The 16357-nt window shown below is 73.3% G+C and carries 16 protein-coding genes; 4 read left to right on the forward strand and 12 right to left on the reverse strand.

The window, feature by feature from the left end; all coding sequences use genetic code 11:
- Positions 1–58 precede the first annotated feature (58 nt).
- From FR742_RS06975 to FR742_RS06985, 3 genes are all read left to right on the forward strand, one after another.
- Positions 59–649, forward strand: a complete 591-nt coding sequence (locus FR742_RS06975; RefSeq protein ID WP_148030177.1) for a DUF5998 family protein — start codon at positions 59–61, stop codon at positions 647–649.
- A gap of 154 nt (positions 650–803) precedes the next feature.
- Positions 804–1925, forward strand: a complete 1122-nt coding sequence (locus FR742_RS45635) for an alkaline phosphatase family protein (protein ID WP_148030178.1) — start codon at positions 804–806, stop codon at positions 1923–1925.
- Entirely contained in the window at positions 1922–2737 is an 816-nt protein-coding gene (locus FR742_RS06985) for a sulfurtransferase (RefSeq protein WP_148030179.1), read from the forward strand. Before FR742_RS45635 ends, FR742_RS06985 begins: the two co-directional genes overlap by 4 nt.
- A 49-nt stretch (positions 2738–2786) precedes the next feature.
- Here FR742_RS06985 and FR742_RS06990 read toward each other — a convergent pair whose 3' ends face one another.
- The 4 genes from FR742_RS06990 to FR742_RS07005 form a co-directional block, all read right to left on the reverse strand.
- A complete protein-coding gene (locus tag FR742_RS06990) occupies positions 2787–5747 on the reverse strand; it encodes a CHAT domain-containing protein (protein ID WP_148030180.1) in 2961 nt (986 codons plus the stop codon).
- 66 nt (positions 5748–5813) lie between these two features.
- A complete protein-coding gene (locus FR742_RS06995; protein WP_148030181.1) occupies positions 5814–6260 on the reverse strand; it encodes a hypothetical protein in 447 nt (148 codons plus the stop codon).
- Positions 6257–6793, reverse strand: a complete 537-nt coding sequence (locus FR742_RS07000) for an RNA polymerase sigma factor (RefSeq protein ID WP_148030182.1) — start codon at positions 6791–6793, stop codon at positions 6257–6259. The genes FR742_RS06995 and FR742_RS07000 overlap by 4 nt, the downstream gene beginning before the upstream one ends.
- Positions 6794–6865: 72 nt before the next feature.
- A complete protein-coding gene (locus tag FR742_RS07005) occupies positions 6866–7879 on the reverse strand; it encodes a S8/S53 family peptidase (RefSeq protein WP_148030183.1) in 1014 nt (337 codons plus the stop codon).
- Positions 7880–8056: 177 nt separating this feature from the next.
- Between FR742_RS07005 and FR742_RS07010 the strand changes: the two genes are divergently transcribed.
- Positions 8057–8551, forward strand: coding sequence for a DUF3145 domain-containing protein (locus FR742_RS07010; RefSeq protein ID WP_148030184.1), 495 nt, complete (start codon positions 8057–8059; stop codon positions 8549–8551).
- A 71-nt stretch (positions 8552–8622) separates the two neighbouring features.
- Here the strand turns inward: FR742_RS07010 and FR742_RS07015 are convergent, their stop codons facing one another.
- The 8 genes from FR742_RS07015 to FR742_RS07050 form a co-directional block, all read right to left on the reverse strand.
- Positions 8623–10047 carry an acyl-CoA carboxylase subunit beta gene (locus FR742_RS07015; RefSeq protein ID WP_148030185.1) on the reverse strand — a complete coding sequence of 475 codons (1425 nt, stop codon included), beginning with the start codon at positions 10045–10047 and terminating at the stop codon, positions 8623–8625.
- Positions 10048–11280, reverse strand: a complete 1233-nt coding sequence (locus tag FR742_RS07020; RefSeq protein ID WP_148030186.1) for a beta-ketoacyl synthase — start codon at positions 11278–11280, stop codon at positions 10048–10050.
- 39 nt (positions 11281–11319) lie between these two features.
- Positions 11320–11559, reverse strand: a complete 240-nt coding sequence (locus FR742_RS07025) for an acyl carrier protein (RefSeq protein ID WP_148030187.1) — start codon at positions 11557–11559, stop codon at positions 11320–11322.
- Between the two features lie 74 nt (positions 11560–11633).
- A complete protein-coding gene (locus tag FR742_RS07030) occupies positions 11634–12590 on the reverse strand; it encodes a beta-ketoacyl-ACP synthase III (protein ID WP_148030188.1) in 957 nt (318 codons plus the stop codon).
- On the reverse strand, positions 12587–13483 hold the full coding sequence (locus FR742_RS07035; RefSeq protein WP_148034386.1) for an ACP S-malonyltransferase: 897 nt from the start codon (positions 13481–13483) through the stop codon (positions 12587–12589). The genes FR742_RS07030 and FR742_RS07035 overlap by 4 nt, the downstream gene beginning before the upstream one ends.
- A gap of 108 nt (positions 13484–13591) precedes the next feature.
- Positions 13592–14710: a CdaR family transcriptional regulator gene (locus tag FR742_RS07040; protein ID WP_148034387.1), complete on the reverse strand. Its 1119-nt coding sequence runs from the start codon at positions 14708–14710 to the stop codon at positions 13592–13594.
- Between the two features lie 70 nt (positions 14711–14780).
- Positions 14781–15212: a DUF350 domain-containing protein gene (locus FR742_RS07045; RefSeq protein ID WP_148030189.1), complete on the reverse strand. Its 432-nt coding sequence runs from the start codon at positions 15210–15212 to the stop codon at positions 14781–14783.
- On the reverse strand, positions 15209–16357 hold the full coding sequence (locus FR742_RS07050) for a glutathionylspermidine synthase family protein (RefSeq protein WP_148030190.1): 1149 nt from the start codon (positions 16355–16357) through the stop codon (positions 15209–15211). Before FR742_RS07050 ends, FR742_RS07045 begins: the two co-directional genes overlap by 4 nt.

Consider the following 16357-nt stretch of genomic DNA (forward strand, 5'->3'; position numbering starts at 1 on the left):
TTATAGAGCGTTACATCCGGCGGGTGGTTGCACTGTGCGACCCTGGCAAACTGGATCCATGAGGGAAACCCGAGTCTCAGCCGCGGGCCTGCGTGAAGCGATCGAGCGCAGCGGCTACTATCCCGACCTCGTCACCGATGCGGTCGAATCCGCGCTGGGCAAGGAGGCCGTCACGGCCTTCGTGGTGCACCACGAGGCCACCTTCGATCCCGCGATGGAGGTGCGCAGGCACGTCACCGTCCTGGTGCTGACGGGCACGAGGCTCCTGGTGTGCCACACCGACGAGCACCCCGCCGTGGAGGGCGTCTCGACCGCGCACGCCTCCACGACCACCGAGGCCGTCCAGCTCGGCCGCATCCAGTCGGTGGCGGTCACCCGGGTGGTCCCCGAGCCGGCGTCGTACGTCCCCGGCGTCCCCCCGACGGAGGTGACGCTCACGATCGGGTGGGGCGCCATCTCCCACGTCGACCTCGAGCCCGCCACCTGCGGCGACGAGAACTGCGAGGCCGACCACGGCTACACCGGCGCCATCACCGCCGACGACCTCTCCCTCCGGGTCAGCGAGGCGGCCGACGGCCCCGAGGCGGTCAGCCACGTCCTGGCCTTCGCCAAGGCCCTCTCCGAAGCCACCGCCCGCGCCGCCGCCTGACCGCGCTCCGCCACCCGAGACGCCGTCGACGCCGTACCGGCCGCAACGGCGGCCGATGTCGTACACGGAGGCACAGCCACCGCGAGGCCCGGCTCCGAAGCCTTGCGGGATCTTCACCTGGGCCGCCGGCGAACGGGACGGATAGGATCGGAGCATGACCATCGGCCCCCTCGTGCCGGCGTACGGAGCCGGGTCACTGCCCGATCTGTCCCGGTCGCTGCTGGCGTCGCTGGGCATCGACGGGCCCAATCCCCTGGGCCTCCCGCCCGCCGAGCGCACCTGCCTGTTCCTGGTCGACGGCCTCGGCGCCGAGCTGCTGGCCGCGCACGCCGCCTCGGCGCCGTTCCTGGCGAGCCTGCTCGGCAGGTCACGTACGCTCACCGCCGGATTCCCCGCCACCACCGTGACCAGCCTGTGCTCGCTCGGCACCGGCGTCTCGCCCGGCGAGCACGGGATGCTCGGCCTGACCCTGGCCGTCCCCGGCACCGGCCGCCTGTTCAACTGCCTGCGCTGGTCCGGGATGCCCATGGACCCTCTCGACTGGCAGCCCGCCGAGACCGTCTACCAGCGTGCCGCGGCCGCCGGCCTCGACGTCGTCTACGTGGCGCCCGGCGAGTTCGAAGGCTCCGGGCTGACCGGCGCCGTCTTCCGCGGCGTCCGCTACGCCGCGGCCGAGACCGTCGACGACCGGGTCGCCCGGGTGCTGGCCGAGCTGCGGCAGCCGCGCGCGCACGTCACCGTCTACTACGGCGACCTCGACGCGGTCGGCCACATGACCGGCTGGGGCACCGAGGAGTGGCTGGCGCAGCTGGCCATCGTCGACGCCATGGCCGAGCGCATCGCCGCGGGCCTGCCTCCCGGCTCCGCCCTCTACGTGACGGCCGACCACGGCATGGTCAACGCCTCGGAGAAGCTCGACGCCGAGGCCACCCCCGAGCTGGCCCACGGGGTGGCGATGCTCGGCGGCGAGGCCAGGGCGCGACACGTGTACGCGCTGGAGGGCGCCGCGGCCGAGGTGCTCGACGCCTGGCGCGAGGCGCTGCGCGGCCGGGCCTGGGTGGTGTCGCGTGAGGAGGCCGTCGAGTCCGGCTGGTTCGGCCCGCGGGTCCTGACCGAATGGCTGGGCCGCATCGGCGACGTGGTCGCCGTCCCCTACACCGACCTGGCCATCACCGCCCCGTCCACACACCGCATCGAGGCCCTCTTCACCGGCTACCACGGCTCGATGACCACGGCCGAGCAGAACATCCCGCTCCTGGAGGTGAGCACCCGGTGACCGGTCCGCTGATCACTCCGTCCGCCCTCGCCGCGCTCGGCGACGTCACCCTGCTCGACGTTCGCTGGCGGCTCGGCGGCCCGTCCGGCATGGACCTCTACCGCGAGGGCCACCTGCCGGGCGCCGTCTTCTGCGACCTCGACAGAGCTCTGGCCGGCCCGCCGGGCGAGGGCGGGCGCCACCCGCTGCCCGCCGTCGACGCGTTCGAGCGCGCGATGCGGCGGCTCGGCGTCTCCGGCGCGCGGCCGGTCGTGGTGTACGACGACACCGCCTCGACCGCGGCGGCCCGCGCCTGGTGGACGCTGCGCTACTTCGGGCATCAGGACGTACGGGTCCTCGACGGCGGGTTGCCCGCCTGGGAGGCGGCCGGTCTGCCGGTCGTCAAGGAGGAGCCCGTGCCCGCGCCCGGCGACTTCACGGCCAGGCCGGGCGGGATGCCCGTGCTCGACGCCGACCGGGCGGCGGCCCTCGCCTCCTCGGGAGTGCTGCTCGACGCGAGGGCCGCCGAACGCTACCGCGGCGAGGTCGAGCCGATCGACCCGGTGGCCGGCCACATCCCCGGCGCGGTCAGCGCCCCGACCACGGAGAACGTCACTCCCGGCGGCACCTTCCTGGCCCCCGGCGAGCTGCGGGAGCGCTTCGCCGCGCTGGGCGCCCGCGAGGGGGTCGCCGCGGGCGCCTACTGCGGCTCCGGCGTGACGGCCGCCCACCAGGTGCTGGCCATGGAGGTGGCCGGCCTGCCCGCGGCCCTCTACGTCGGCTCCTGGTCCCACTGGGTGACCGACCCGTCGAGACCGGTCGCCACGGGCTGACCGCCTGGTGGCGGGGCCGGGGCTCGGGTGTCGACGCCGGCTCGTCAGGTCAGCCGGTCGGCACGATGGGCCGCCTGCCGCGTTCCCGGTCGTCCTCGCCGTGGACCGGGACTGGTGCCCGGCCGATGTCGGCAGGGCACCCGGCGTCCGGCTCGCGGTGGATGAGAGGCTGGTCGCCGGCGCCGAAGCAGGTGAAGGCGGTGATGCCGGTCCGCGCCGAGGCGTACGCGAGCGCCGACGCCGGGGTGTGACCCGCGGCGAGCAACTCGTGGAAGCGGCTCATCACGGCCAGCGCGTCCTCGTCGCACACCGGCACCATCCCGGCCACCACGCACGCCGTCCCCTGCGCCAGGAACGCGCCCGCGAGGCCCAGCGGCGCGCCGTCCGTGGGCGTCCTGGCCATGCCGGAGTCGCACGCCGACAGCACCACCAGCCTGGCCGTACGCGAGCTGCCGAGCAGGTCGTAGGCCATGAGCGGGCCGTCTTCCAGCGTGATGCTCGACAGCAGCGGGCTGCGGGCGTGGAACACCCCGTGCGCCGCCAGGTGCACCACGTCACAGGAGGCCAGCGCGGCCAGCACCGCGTCGCGCCGGGCGGCCACCGGTCGCGCCCCCGGATGACAGGCCACCACCCGGTCCCTCTCCTCGTACGCGTGCGCCAGCCCCGGCCCCGCCGCCGCAATCACCTTGAGCGACCCCGGCCAGGAGTCGCCAGAAGGCCCCGCCCAGGAATCGACTGAAGAGCCGACCGGATGCGCGGCCCCCGAAAGCACGACGCCATCAGAGTGCCCCGCCCCAGGAATACCGGCGGGCGGCGTGGTCCTGGCTTCGGGAAGGGCGGTGGGTGGGGTGGTCCCGGCTTCGGGAGGGGCGGTGGGTGGGGTGGTTCCCGGAGCCGGAGTTCCTGCCAGACCGGCGGGTGGTGTCGCTGCCGTTTCCGGAGAGGTGGTCCTCGGTGGGCCGGTGGGGCGGGTCATGACCAGGGGCCCGGGTGGGCGACAAGTTCGGAGCGGGGCGGGGTCGCGGGTGGCGGCGAGCCAGGAGCGGGCGCTGGCCGCCACCGTCACCGGGCGCTCGCGCAGGCAGGGGAGCGCCGCCCAGGGCAGGGTGTGCAGGATGCCCGTGGGCACCACCACCAGGGGACGCTCGCCCAGCTCGGCGGCGAGCGGGGCCAGCAGGAGCAGCTCCAGCTCCGACCCGGCAGCCGCGACCGGCTCGGCCCCCGCCGCCCCGTCGTGCAGGGCCGACCGGCGCAGCGAGTAGCGCAGCCGGATCAGCGCCTCCTTGACCGGCCGCAGCGCGCCCAGAGGCCGCAGCGCCAGCCGCTGCCCCGTCACCACCACGGCGAACAGAGAGCTGTCGTCCGTGACGTACTCCACCAGCGCGGCCCGCCCCAGCGCCGCCCGCACCTCGGGAAGGCCCGCGCCGTGCGGCGAGCGGGCGTGGGCCGGCGCCGTGACGGCCCGCCAGCGCTCCGCCCACTCGAACACCTCCTCGGCGCACCCGTCACGCACCGCCAGCCGCAGCCCGAAGGCCGCCAGCCGCCCGCCGGCCCGGGCCGCGTGCGCCCGCAGCGACGGGTCGTCCAGGCTGTCGATCTGGCCGCCCATCCCGGCCAGCCCCTCCTCCACGGCACGGAACGCGGCCGGGACGTCCTCCCGCAGCGCCGCCTCCAAGGCCAGGGCGTGCTGGCGCACCAGGGGCGGCACCTGCCCCGCGGCGGCGTAACCCGCCTGCGCAGGCGAGGCCAGGGGGGTGCGGCGGCCGCCCGGCGGGAGCCACCGCTCGCGACCGGGCTGCTCCGTCAGCCGTGACAGCTGCGCCGAGGCCGCGGCGCGGTCGCCGAGCGCGAGCGCGGTCTCCGCCGCCGTCAGCCGCAGCGAGGCGCCCTCGGCCAGGTGGGCGGCGTCGCGTTCGAGGTCGTCCGCGCACCCGGCCAGCTCCGCCAGCAGCCCGGGCGTCGGCGGCTCCAGAGCCAGGCGGGAGCGCAGCACCACCTCCCTGGCCAGCGGCAGCCAGGCCTGCCGGTCCTGCTCCGACAGCTCGCGCATGGCCCGCTCGGCCACGGTCATGGCCTCGCGCGCGTCGCCCGTCAGCAGCTCGACCTGGGCGAGCTTGAGCCGCGCCTCGGCCAGCGCCACCTGCGCCCCGGACTCCTCCAGATCGGGTACGGCCAGGCTGAGCAGCGCCCGCGCCTCACCGGGCAGGTGGGCGGCCAGCAGCGCGCCCGCGAAGTCCGCCCGCATCGTCGCCAGCCGCTCTGGATACCCGAACAGGGTGTCCTCGGCCTCGCGGTAGTGGGTGAACGCCCCGCCGATGTCGCCCCGTCGTACGGCCAGGAACGGCAGGTTTGCGGCGGCCAGCCGCTCGAGGTGGGACAGCCGGGCGTGCCCGGCGATCTGCAGGCAGGCGCTGATGTCGCGCATCGCCTGGTCCCAGTCGCCGCGGTAGGCGTGCACCAGCCCTCGGTTGAGCAGCCCGCCCGCCAGGAACCGGCGGTCGTCGATGGTGCCGGGAGCCGCCACGAGCGCCCGCAGCGCCCGGTCGCAGGAGGCGACCGCCTCCTGGTAGCGCCCCAGGTGGGCGAGGGCCACGGCGCGCTGCGTGTCGAGCTTGGCCCGGTCGAGCGGCGACAGGTAGGCCCACGCCAGCGCGGCCAGCCTGAGAGCCTGCAGCGGGTGACCCCGCTCGGTCCGTACGGTGACGAGGGACAGCCTCGCCTGCGCCATCCGCTCGGCGGGCGCGCCCCGCGTCTGGACGGCCTGCCGCAGCCGCTGCTCGGCGGCCTGCAGATCGCCCAGCTCGCGCGAGGCCAGCGCCATCGCGCGCAGCGCCACGGACGCGGCCTCGCCGTCGCCGGCCTTCTCGGCCGCCTCCAGCACCTTGTGCCCCGCGCGCAGCGCCTGGCCCGGATCGATCACCGAGCGCAGCACGGCCATCTCGGCCGCGCGCACCAGCAGGCCGCCGCCGGAGGAACGATCGAGCGTACGGATGATCTCCGGTTTCGCCATGCGCCGCCTCGGGGGAGAAGCGGCCGGGACCGGGGGGATGCGGACCCCTCGACCCCGGCCGAGGGGTCACGGTCGGACGCGCACCCACCTGGTCTGGACGGGTGCGTGGCCGGGCCGGTGGCAGACCACGCTGAGCCAGCCCGGAGGCAGGCCCGTGGCCGCGAACTGGCCCGTGCCGGCGACGGGCCTGGTCAGCGTCAGGTGGGGAGTGCGGACGTCGACGTGGCACCCCTCCCCGGGGGGCGGGGACACCTGCCCGGCCACGTCGATCAGACCGTCGCCGATGGTCACCTCCAGGTCGAAGGTGAGGCCCTCCGTGACGAACCGGACCAGCTGCGGGCCTTCGGCGCCCCGCACCCCCCGCGCGGCCGTGTAGCCGGTGGGAAGGGCGGTCACCGCGTGCGGGACCCGTAAGGCGAAGGCCTGCCGGGCCGCGGTGGACACGTACGCGGGAACCGGGTCGTGTCCGGAGGCCAGCCGGAGAGCCGCCAGGAAGTACTCGTCGTCGATCATTGCACCGTCTCCTGTAGTGAGATCAGGGTGCGCAGTTTCTCCAGGCAGCGGGCCCTGGTCGGGCCGACGCTGCCGATGGGCAGGCCCAGCCGCACGGCGACCTGCCGGCTCCCGAGATCGCTCGCGACGAGCGTGAGCAGGCTGCGGCATGGCTCTTTGAGGGTGGAGACCGTCTTCCAGAGCATGCGGTTGCCGTCGGCCTCCAGGACGGCTGACTCCGGGTCGGGGTCGTGCGTGACGTCGAACGGGGCGGGCCCCGGCTTCGCCTTCCGGATCAGCAGGAGCGCTTCGCGGCGGGTGGTCGTCGCCAGCCACGCGCCCACGCCTGCCGGGTTGCTGATGTCGTGCAGGTGTTCGAGCAGGCGGAGCCAGGCTCCCTGGACGGCGTCGGCCGCGTCGGGCTCGTTGAGCCCGCAGGCGCGTGCGACCGCCCACATGCGGGGGCCGAATCTGGCCTCGAGCTCGTTCCAGGCGCTCTGGTCGCCGGAGGCGGCCGCCGGGAGCAGCTCCGCGGGCTGGCGTGGATCGGGCATACGGCCTCCTTCCAGACCGGCGGAGGGGGCTGTTCTGCCTCCACGTGATCGCCTGTGGACTGAGCGTAAACTCTACAGACTCGACGGAACGAGAACTCCCAGATCGGGAATTTGCCGGGTCTCCCTGAGACTGAGGAGCTCATCGGCCGCCTGCCTGACCGGCCGGTATTGGGCGGCCGCGGCGATCGTGCCCGCCACCACGGCGGTGGCGAAGGACGTGCCGCTCCAGGTCGCGTAACCGGCGAACTCGCCCTGCTCCAGGAAACTGCTGGTCACCCAGTCGCCGCGGGCGCACGCGTCGACCCAGCTCCCGTGGGCCGAGTAGGGAGCGCGCCGGCGCTCGCTGGAGTCGACGGCGCCGACGGCGATCACGCTGCCCAGCGCGGCGGGGTAGAACGGGCGGTCGGACGCGGTGTTGCCGGCGCACGCCACCACCACGGTGTCGGACAGCTCGGCCAGCGCGTCGGCCAGCAGGGGCGGCGGCCGGTCGTCGAAGGTGTGGCCGCCGAAGGAGAGGTTGAGCACCTGCGGCGGACGCCCGCGCATGCGGTGCAGCGCCCTGATCACGGCCGCCTCGTCGCCCACCCCCTCGCCGTCGAGCACCCGGGCCACCTGGAGCGACGCGCCGGGCGCCTGGCGGGCCAGCACCCCGGCGATGAACGTGCCGTGACCCGCCTGGGCGCCCTCGACGGCGTCCGGCGCGTCCTCGGCGGCCTGCTCGTACCAGTCGGCGTCGGCCCACCAGCGGTGACCGGCCACGCCGGTGTCGAGCAGGCCCACAGTCACCTCCGACCGGGACCGCCCCGGCCGGTAATGGACCGGTTCGGCCGGGAACGGGCGCGACGCGGGGCCGCCGAAGAACAGCGGCTGCCCGGTGAGAACGTGGTTGGGCGAGGCGCGGAACCCGTGCTCGCGCAACTCGGCGGTCAGCTCGCACGGGTCGACGCCCTGCGAGAGATGCACCATGCAGACGCCGTCGCCCTCGGACACGGCCTGCGTCCAGCGGGCGGCCGTCGACAGCGCGCCGCGGTCGGTCAGCAGCTGACCCGGTCGGATGAGCGCGTGGCCTGCCGATTCGATGTCCATGAGCGGGTATCTATCCCCGATGGAGCGACTGTCACGTGCCACACGCGCACCAACTTGGTATGGCCCCCCTCTGGTGTCCGATTGCGACCGACGGTAGTCTCTCCCTAGTCACATGTGATCATCCCGTTGGACGAGGCCGTTGGGGAAGGCGCACCTCGTACCGAATCGGGAGGTCCGGTGTCTGCTCGTGGCGTGCTGTACGTCCACTCGGCTCAGCCCGCGCTGTGCCCGCATATCGAATGGGCAGTCGCGGGTGTCCTTGGCGTGCCCGTGGACTTGACGTGGACACCGCAACCTGCCGCGCCCAACGTCGTGCGGGCGCAGGCGGAATGGGAGGGCCGCTCCGGCATAGCGGCCGCCATCGCCTCCTCTCTCATGGGGTGGCAGCGCCTGCGGTTCGAGATCACCGAGGACGCCTCGCAGGGCGTCGACGGGACCCGTCACGCCTACACGCCGACACTCGGCCCGTTCAGCGCGGTCATCGGCGCCTCCGGCGACATCATGATCCCCGAAGACCGGCTGCGCGCCGCCATGCTCATGGCCTCCCAGGGGCGGTGCGTGCTGGAGGAGGAGCTCGACAGGCTGCTCGGCAAGCCCTGGGACGAGGAGCTGGAGCCGTTCCGCTACGCCGGCGACGGCGCGCCCGTCCGCTGGCTGCACGCCGCCGTGTGACCCGTCCCCGCGCCTGCGACGCGAAAGGGCCCCGCACCGGTCACGGTGCGGGGCCCTTTTTCGTGCTTGGACTACAGCGGGATGTTCCCGTGCGCGCCCCTGGCGGGAGTGGCCTGGGCGAGGACCTTGGCGATCGCGCCGCGGGTCTCCTCCGGCTTGATCACCTCGTCGATGACGCCCAGCTCCTGCGCGCGGGTGAGCCCGCCCGCGAGCTTCTCGTGCTCCGCGGCCAGCCGGTGCTCCAGGTCGGCCCGCTCCTCCTCCGGCGCCGCCGCCAGCTCGCGCCGCTTGAGGATCCGCACCGCCGCCACCGGGCCCATGACCGCGATCTCGGCCGTCGGCCAGGCGAACACCTTGGTGGCGCCCAGCGAGCGGGAGTTCATCGCGATGTACGCGCCGCCGTAGGCCTTGCGCGTGACCAGCGTGACCCGCGGCACCGACGCCTCGGCGAACGCGTGCAGCAGCTTGGCGCCGCGGCGCACCACGCCGTCATGCTCCTGGCCGACGCCGGGCAGGTAGCCGGGCACGTCCACGACCACGACCAGCGGCACCCCGAAGGCGTCGCACATGCGGACGAACCGCGCCGCCTTCTCGGCGGAGGTGGCGTCGAGGCAGCCGCCCAGCCGCATCGGGTTGTTGGCGATCACGCCGACGGTGCGGCCGCCGAGCCGGCCCAGCGACGTGACGACGTTGGGCGCCCACTTCGGGTGGAGCTCGATGCCCGGCTCGTCCAGCAGGCCGTTGACCAGCGGCTTGACGTCGTAGGCGCGGCGCGCCGACTCCGGCAGCAGGCTGGAGAAGTCGACCTCCTCGATGCCGGCGGGCCGGACCCGGCCCTGGTGGCCGAGGAGCATGGCCAGCTGGCGCGCCTTGAGCAGCGCCTCGGTCTCGGTCTTGGTGATGACGTGGACGACGCCGCTGCGCTTGCTGTGGGGCTCGACACCGCCCAGCGCGGCGCTGTCGACGTTCTCGCCGGTGACGCTGCGTACGACGTCGGGGCCGGTGACGAAGATGCGGCCCGAGTCGGCGAGGATCACCAGGTCGGTGAGTGCCGGCCCGTAGGCGGCGCCGCCGGCGGCCGCGCCGACCACGACCGAGATCTGCGGCACGATGCCGGACGCCTTCGTCATGGCCGCGAACACGCGGCCGACGGCGTGCAGCGACTCGGCGCCTTCGGCGAGTCGCGCACCGCCGGAATGCCAGATCCCGAGGATCGGCACCCGCTCACGGACGGCCACGTCGTAGGCGTGCACGATGTGCTCGCAGCCCTCGCTGCCCATCGCGCCGCCCTGGAAGCGGGCGTCACTGCAGAAGGCGACGACGGGAACACCCTCGACGCGGCCCATGGCGGCGAGCACGCCGCTCTTGTCCTGGGGAGTGATCAGCCGCAGCGAACCCTCGTCGAGGAGCGCGGCGAGGCGTACGACGGGGTCTCGGGGATCAGCAGGCTCCTGGTCGGCGCCTTCGGTGGGCACACGGTTGTCGAGCACGGTCATTTAAGCCCCCTTGAACACGACGGTCACGTTGTGGCCGCCGAAACCGAACGAGTTGTTGACCGCGGCGATGTCGCCTTCCGGCAGGGTGCGGTTCTCGCCGTGGACGAGATCCACCTCGATGCCGTCGTCGATGTCGTTGAGGTTGATGGTGGCGGGGACGATCCGCTCGTGGAGCGCCTTGACGGTGAAGACGGACTCGATGCCGCCCGCGCCGCCCAGGAGGTGACCCGTCATGGACTTGGTCGAGGTGACCAGCGGGTGGGTGCCGATGGCCTTGGCGACGGCCTGCACCTCGATGACGTCCCCGGCGGGGGTGGCGGTGGCGTGCGCGTTGACGTGCTTGACGTCCTGGCCCGTCAGGTCGCCGTCGGTGAGAGCCTGGGTCATCGCCATGATGATGCCGCGGCCCTCGGGCTCGGGCTGGGTGATGTGGTGGGAGTCGGCCGAGTAGCCGACACCGGCCGCGTAGGCGTAGATGCGCGCGCCCCGCGCCCTGGCGAACTCCTCGCTCTCCAGCACCAGGATGCCCGCGCCCTCGCCGAGCACGAACCCGTCGCGCTCGCGGTCCCACGGCCGCGACGCCCCCTGCGGGTCGTCGTTGCGCGTGGACATGGCCCTGGCGGCGGCGAACGCCGCGATGTTGAGGCCGTGGATGGCGGCTTCGGTGCCGCCGGCGATCACCACGTCGGCCCGGCCGGCCCTGATCATGTCCATCGCGTAGCCGATGGCCTCGGCGCCGGAGGCGCAGGCGGACACGGTGGCGTGCACCCCGGCCTGGGCGCCCCGGTCGAGGCCGATCCAGGCGGCCGGCCCGTTGGGCATGAGCATCGGCACCGTGAAGGGCGACAGCCGGTTCCAGCCGCGCTCCTTGTAGGTGTCGTAGGCGGACAGGGTGGTGTTGATGCCGCCGATGCCGCTGGACACGACCACGCCGAGCCGCTCCGGCGCCACCTCGGGGGCGCCGGCGTCCTGCCAGGCCTCGCGGGCGGCGACCATGGCGAACTGCTCGCTGCGGTCGAGCCTGCGGGCCTCGGGCCGGGGCAGGACCTCGGCCGGGTCGACGGCGGCCGTCCCCGCGAACGTCACGGGGACGGTGTCGACCCAGTCTTCGGTGAGCGTCGCGACGCCCGACTGACCGGCGAGGAGCGCCGACCAGGAGGAAGTGGCGTCTCCACCGACGGGCGTCGTCGCGCCGAGCCCGGTGACGACGACACGTACCCGGTTTGCACTCACGTTCCGCACTCCTTGTCGATCAGCTGGTATTGCCGGACTTCAGTTCTGGATGAAGGTGAGGACGTCCTTGACCGTCTTCAGGTTCTTGAGCTGGTCGTCGGGAATCTCGACGCCGAACTCGTCCTGGGCGGCCACGGCGATCTCGACCATGGACAGGGAGTCGATGTCGAGGTCGTCCACGAAGCTCTTCTCGGGGGTCACCTCAGAGGCCGGGATCCCGGTGATCTCGTTGATGATCTTGCCGAGGCCCTCGAGGATCTCCTGCTCGGTGGCAGCCATGTCGTTGGTTCTCCTTTGGTTTCCTGGGTTCTGCACGGACTGGCCGTGCAAGCTCTGAGAGATCGTACGGGGGACTAGGGGATCTCGATGACCTGGCCCGCGTACGTGAGGCCGGCGCCGAAGCCGAGGACGAGCGCGAGCTCGCCCGAGCGGACCTCGCCGCGCTCCAGCATGCGCGAGAGCGCCAGCGGGATCGAAGCGGCCGAGGTGTTGCCAGCGTGCACGATGTCACGGGCGACGACGGCCTTGTCGGCGCCCAGCTTGCGGGCGATGGCCTCGATGATGCGCAGGTTGGCCTGATGGGGGATGAAGGCGGACAGCTCGGACGGGTCGACGCCCGCGCGCTCGCACGCCTGCTTGGCGACCGGGTGGAGGGCGGTGGTCGCCCACCGGAACACGGTCTGACCCTCCTGGCGGAGGGAGCCGTGGCGGTCGGGGATCATGATGGCGTCGGACCTGTCGCCCGAGCTGCCCCAGACCACCGGGCCGATGCCCGGGGCGTCGGACGGGCCGACCACGGCCGCGCCCGCCCCGTCGGCGAAGATCACCGCGGTGGACCGGTCGGTCCAGTCGATCCACTGCGACAGCTTCTCCGCGCCGATGACCAGCACGTGCCTGGCCGAGCCCGCGCGGATGGCGTTGTCGGCGGTGGCGAGCGCGTAGCAGAAGCCCGCGCACGCGGCGTTGACGTCGAACGCGCCGGGCGCGTCGATGCCCAGGCGGTGCGCCACCACGGCGGCGGCGTTGGGGATCTGGCTCTCCAGCGTGCAGGTGGCCACGATCACCAGGTCGACGTCGGAGGCGGCCAGGCCGCTCGCCGCCAGAGCCTTGCCGCCCGCCTGGGCGGCCATGTCTTCCAGGCTCTCCGCGTCGCCGGCGACCCGGCGCTCCTTGATGCCGACGCGGGACTGGATCCACTCGTCGCTGGTGTCCATGGTCTTGGCCAGCTGCTCGTTGGAGACGATGGTGGAAGGCTGGTAGTGGCCGAGCGCCAGCAGCTTCGCCCCCGGCGCGGTTTCGAGGATCCTCACTTCATCAGCTCCCTGGCTGCGTCGAGGTCGTCGGGGGTCTTGAGCGCCACGGTCTCGACGCCGCGCAGCCCGCGCCTGGCCAGGCCGGTCAGCGTGCCGCCGGGCAGCAGCTCGATCATCCGGGTGACGCCCAGCTCGGCCATCGTGGCCATGCAGGCGTCCCAGCGCACGGGGTTGCTCACCTGGTCGACGAGGCGGCGCATGAGCTCGCCGCCGCTCGCGACGGCGGCGCCGTCGGCGTTGGACAGCAGCGTGACCTCGGGGTCGCCGGGCTCGATCTGGGCGGCGGCCTCGCGCAGCTGCTCGACGGCGGGGGCCATGTGGACGGTGTGGAAGGCGCCCGCGACCGACAGCGGGATCAGCCGGGCGCGCGCCGGAGGCTCGGCCTTCAGCGCGGCGAGCTGCTCGACGGTGCCGCCGGCGACGATCTGACCGGCGCCGTTGATGTTGGCGGGCGTCAGGCCGTGCTTGTCGAGCGCGGCCAGCACGTCGTCCTCGGCGCCGCCGAGCACCGCGGTCATGCCGGTCTCGGCGGTCGCCGCCGCCTTCGCCATGGCCTGCCCGCGCTCGCTGACCAGGGCGAGCGCCTGCTCCGGGGTCAGCACGCCGGCCAGCGCCGCGGTGGCGAACTCGCCGACGCTGTGGCCGGCCAGCACGTCGGGCGCCGCGCCGAGCACCTCGGCGGAGGCCAGGGCCGCGGCCACGAGCAGCGGCTGGGCGATGGCGGTGTCGCGGATCTCGTCGGCTCCCGCGACGGTGCCGCAGGCGATCAGGTCGATGCCGGCCACGTCGGACCAGGCGGCCAGCCGGTCCGCCACGCCGGGAAGCTCGAGCCACGGAGTGAGGAAACCTGGTGTTTGGGCGCCTTGGCCCGGCGCGACGAGTACAAGCACGAAGTCAACCATGCCCTGTAGAAGTCCGACACGCTGATGAAGATCTGCACACACTTTGTCCGGGGTGCTTTGTAGGAACCCCACAGTTCGGGTTTCGCTCCGGTTACGTTAAGGCCGCCAGGTTACGGCGCTTTCCGCGAGCCGGCCGAGGATGAGCCCGACCTGCAGCGTGAAGGCCGAACGGCCCTCGGTCGGCTGGTATCCGGTCAGTTCGGTGATCTTCTTGAGCCGGTAGCGCACCGTGTTCGGGTGCACGAACAGCAGCCGCGCGGTCGCCTCCAGCGAGGTGCCCTGCTCCAGGTACGTCGCGAGCGTGTCGAGCAGCGGGGTGCCGGCCAGCGGCAGGTAGACGTTCTCCACGAGCTGCTCCCTGGCGGCCTCGTCGCCGTCGAGCGCCCGCTCGGCGAGCAGGTCCTCGGCGTGCACCGGGCGGGGCGCGTCGGGCCAGCCGGAGCTCGCCTTCAGCCCGGCCAGCGCGGCCCTGGCCGAGTTGGCGGCGGCGTGCAGGTCGGTCACCTCGGGCCCGATGACGATCGGGCCCTGGCCGAAGCGGGCCACGACCTGGCGGGCCGCGTCGTTGACGCTGCCCGCGCCGCCCACGATCACGATCAGCCGGTCGGCCTGAACCCCGGCGAGCAGCTCCATGCCGATGCGGCGGCCCCGCTCGCGCAGTCCGTCGATCACCTCGCGCGGGTCGCCGTCGGGCGCGTGACCGGCGATCACGACCACGGGGGAGGACGTCCAGCCGAGCGCGGCGGCCCACGAGTGGAGTCCGTCGTCGACCTCGCCGCGCACCAGGGCGTCCACGATCAGCGCTTCCAGCCGGGCGTCCCACGCCCCCCTGGCCTCGGCCTCGCGGGCGTAGACGTGCGCCGCCGCGAACGCCACGTCGCGGGTGTAGCGGAGCATGGCCTGCTCCAGCTGCTCCTCGCCGCCGGGCGCGGCCAGCTGGTCGACCTGTGCCTCCACCACCTCCACCACGACCCGGACGATGTCGACGGTCTGCTGCAGCGAGATCGAGCGCTTCAGCTCGCGCGGAGCGGTGCCGAAGAACTCGATGCTGGGTGTCGGGCGGTCCTCGCCGGCGTACTGGAACCACTCCACGAACGCGGCGATGCCCGCCTGGGCCACCAGCCCCACCCACGAGCGGTCCTCGGCGCTGAGCGCCCGGAACCAGGGCAGCTGCTCGTCCATGCGGGCCATGGCGGCCGTGCCGAGCGCGCCCATGGCCCGCTCAAGCCTGCGAGTGGTGTCCTCCCGGGTCCGGTCTGTCACGCTCCTAGAGTGCCAGGTCCCGTCAGATGACCGCGACGGCGGTGATCAGGCCGATCGCGACGTGCGTGACCGCCAGCAGCCTGGCGCCCGGCTGCAGCTCCGGCTCCTTGACCAGATCGCGCACCGAGATGCCCGCCACCCGGTCGAACAGCAGCATCGCCAGCGTCTGCACCACGATGCCGACCAGGCCGAACACGGCGGTGCCCGCCAGCCCCTCGGCCAGCCGCCCGCCGGACGACCAGATCGAGGCCGCGACGATGAGCCCCACGGCGGCCATCGCCGAGGAGGCCAGCAGCGTGGCGTTCGGGTTGCGCTGGCTGCGGATGACCTCGCTCAGCCGGCCCGGGGTCGCCAGGTCGATCACGTAGAAGCCGACGATCATCAGGATGACGCCGACGGCAGCGTAGGAGGCGATGGCGCCCGCGCCACGCAGAAGGGTCTCCAGCAGAGTCATGTGAGCTCGATTCGGTGAGGTACGAAGGACGAGGTGTCGTCGGTGATCAGGCCGGTGGTCTCCCGGATGCCCAGCCCGGCCGCCTCGTCGCCGATCACCCAGGCGCCGAGCACCGGACGCTGGCCGCCGAAGTCGGGCAGGGCCTCGAAGCCCTGGAAGACGTATCCCTCCCGGCCGTAGGAGCCCGCTGTCTCCTGGGTGTGGGCCGGGGTGACTATCCGCATCGATGCGCCCTCACGGCCGAGCAGCGGCTTGGCGATGTAGGACTCCAGCTCGCGCGGGCCGTCGAGGTAGGCGGGCAGCAGGCTGGGGTGACCGGGGTACAGCTCCCACAGCACGGCCAGCAGCGCCTTGTTGGACAGCAGCGCCTTCCACAGCGGCTCGATCCAGGTCGAGTGGCGCACCGCGTGGCGGCCGAACGGCTCCGACAGCATCCACTCCCACGGGTAGAGCTTGAAGACGGAGCGGATCATCTCCTCGTCCATGTCGACGAAGCGCCGGTTGAGCGCGTCCCAGCCGATGTCCTCCATGGCGACGGCGACCGTGCGCAGGCCCGCCTGTTCGGCGGTCTCCTGGAGGTAGGCCAGGGTCATGGCCTCCTCTCCCGTCTCGTCCATGTTGGTCCAGGCGAAGTGGGTGGCGCCGGCCGGCAGCGGCATCTCGCGCCACCGGTCGATGAGCCGCTCGTGGATGGAGTTCCACTGGTCGTCGCCGGGGTGGGCGTCCTTCAGCCAGAACCACTGGATCACCGACGACTCCAGCAGCGAGGTCGGCGTGTCGGCGTTGTACTCCAGCAGCTTGGCCGGGCCGGCGCCGTCGTAGCGCAGGTCGAACCGGGCGTACAGGTGGGCATCGCGCCGCTCCCACGACCGGGCCACGTCGTCGGCGGCCCACTCGGGGATGGCGAAGTCGGCGAAGCGCCCGGTCTCGACCACGTGCCCGGCGGCACGCAGGCACATCTCGTGCAGCTCCTCGACCTGCTCCTCCAGCGACTCCACCTCCGCCATGGAGAAGACGTAGTGGACCGACTCGTCCCAGTAGGGCCTGCTGAGGCCCTCGGGGTGGGCCGCCCGGTGGTAGGCCAGGCCCTGGCCCTCGATGGTCTTCTCCCAGCCCTCGCGGGGGGCGCCGTGCTCGCGCCGCAC

The organism is Nonomuraea sp. C10 (assembly GCF_008017515.1).
In the GTDB taxonomy this organism is placed as follows: domain Bacteria; phylum Actinomycetota; class Actinomycetes; order Streptosporangiales; family Streptosporangiaceae; genus Nonomuraea; species Nonomuraea ferruginea.

Bases quoted from the DNA above. Each gene is read 5' to 3' on its own strand.
- FR742_RS06975 (WP_148030177.1), top strand. From the start codon at position 59: ATGAGGGAAACCCGAGTCTCAGCCGCGGGCCTGCGTGAAGCGATCGAG.
- FR742_RS45635 (WP_148030178.1), top strand. From the start codon at position 804: ATGACCATCGGCCCCCTCGTGCCGGCGTACGGAGCCGGGTCACTGCCC.
- FR742_RS06990 (WP_148030180.1), bottom strand. From the start codon at position 5,747: ATGGCGAAACCGGAGATCATCCGTACGCTCGATCGTTCCTCCGGCGGC.
- FR742_RS06995 (WP_148030181.1), bottom strand. From the start codon at position 6,260: ATGATCGACGACGAGTACTTCCTGGCGGCTCTCCGGCTGGCCTCCGGA.
- FR742_RS07000 (WP_148030182.1), bottom strand. From the start codon at position 6,793: ATGCCCGATCCACGCCAGCCCGCGGAGCTGCTCCCGGCGGCCGCCTCC.
- FR742_RS07005 (WP_148030183.1), bottom strand. From the start codon at position 7,879: ATGGACATCGAATCGGCAGGCCACGCGCTCATCCGACCGGGTCAGCTG.
- FR742_RS07015 (WP_148030185.1), bottom strand. From the start codon at position 10,047: ATGACCGTGCTCGACAACCGTGTGCCCACCGAAGGCGCCGACCAGGAG.
- FR742_RS07025 (WP_148030187.1), bottom strand. From the start codon at position 11,559: ATGGCTGCCACCGAGCAGGAGATCCTCGAGGGCCTCGGCAAGATCATC.
- FR742_RS07040 (WP_148034387.1), bottom strand. From the start codon at position 14,710: ATGGGCGCGCTCGGCACGGCCGCCATGGCCCGCATGGACGAGCAGCTG.
- FR742_RS07045 (WP_148030189.1), bottom strand. From the start codon at position 15,212: ATGACTCTGCTGGAGACCCTTCTGCGTGGCGCGGGCGCCATCGCCTCC.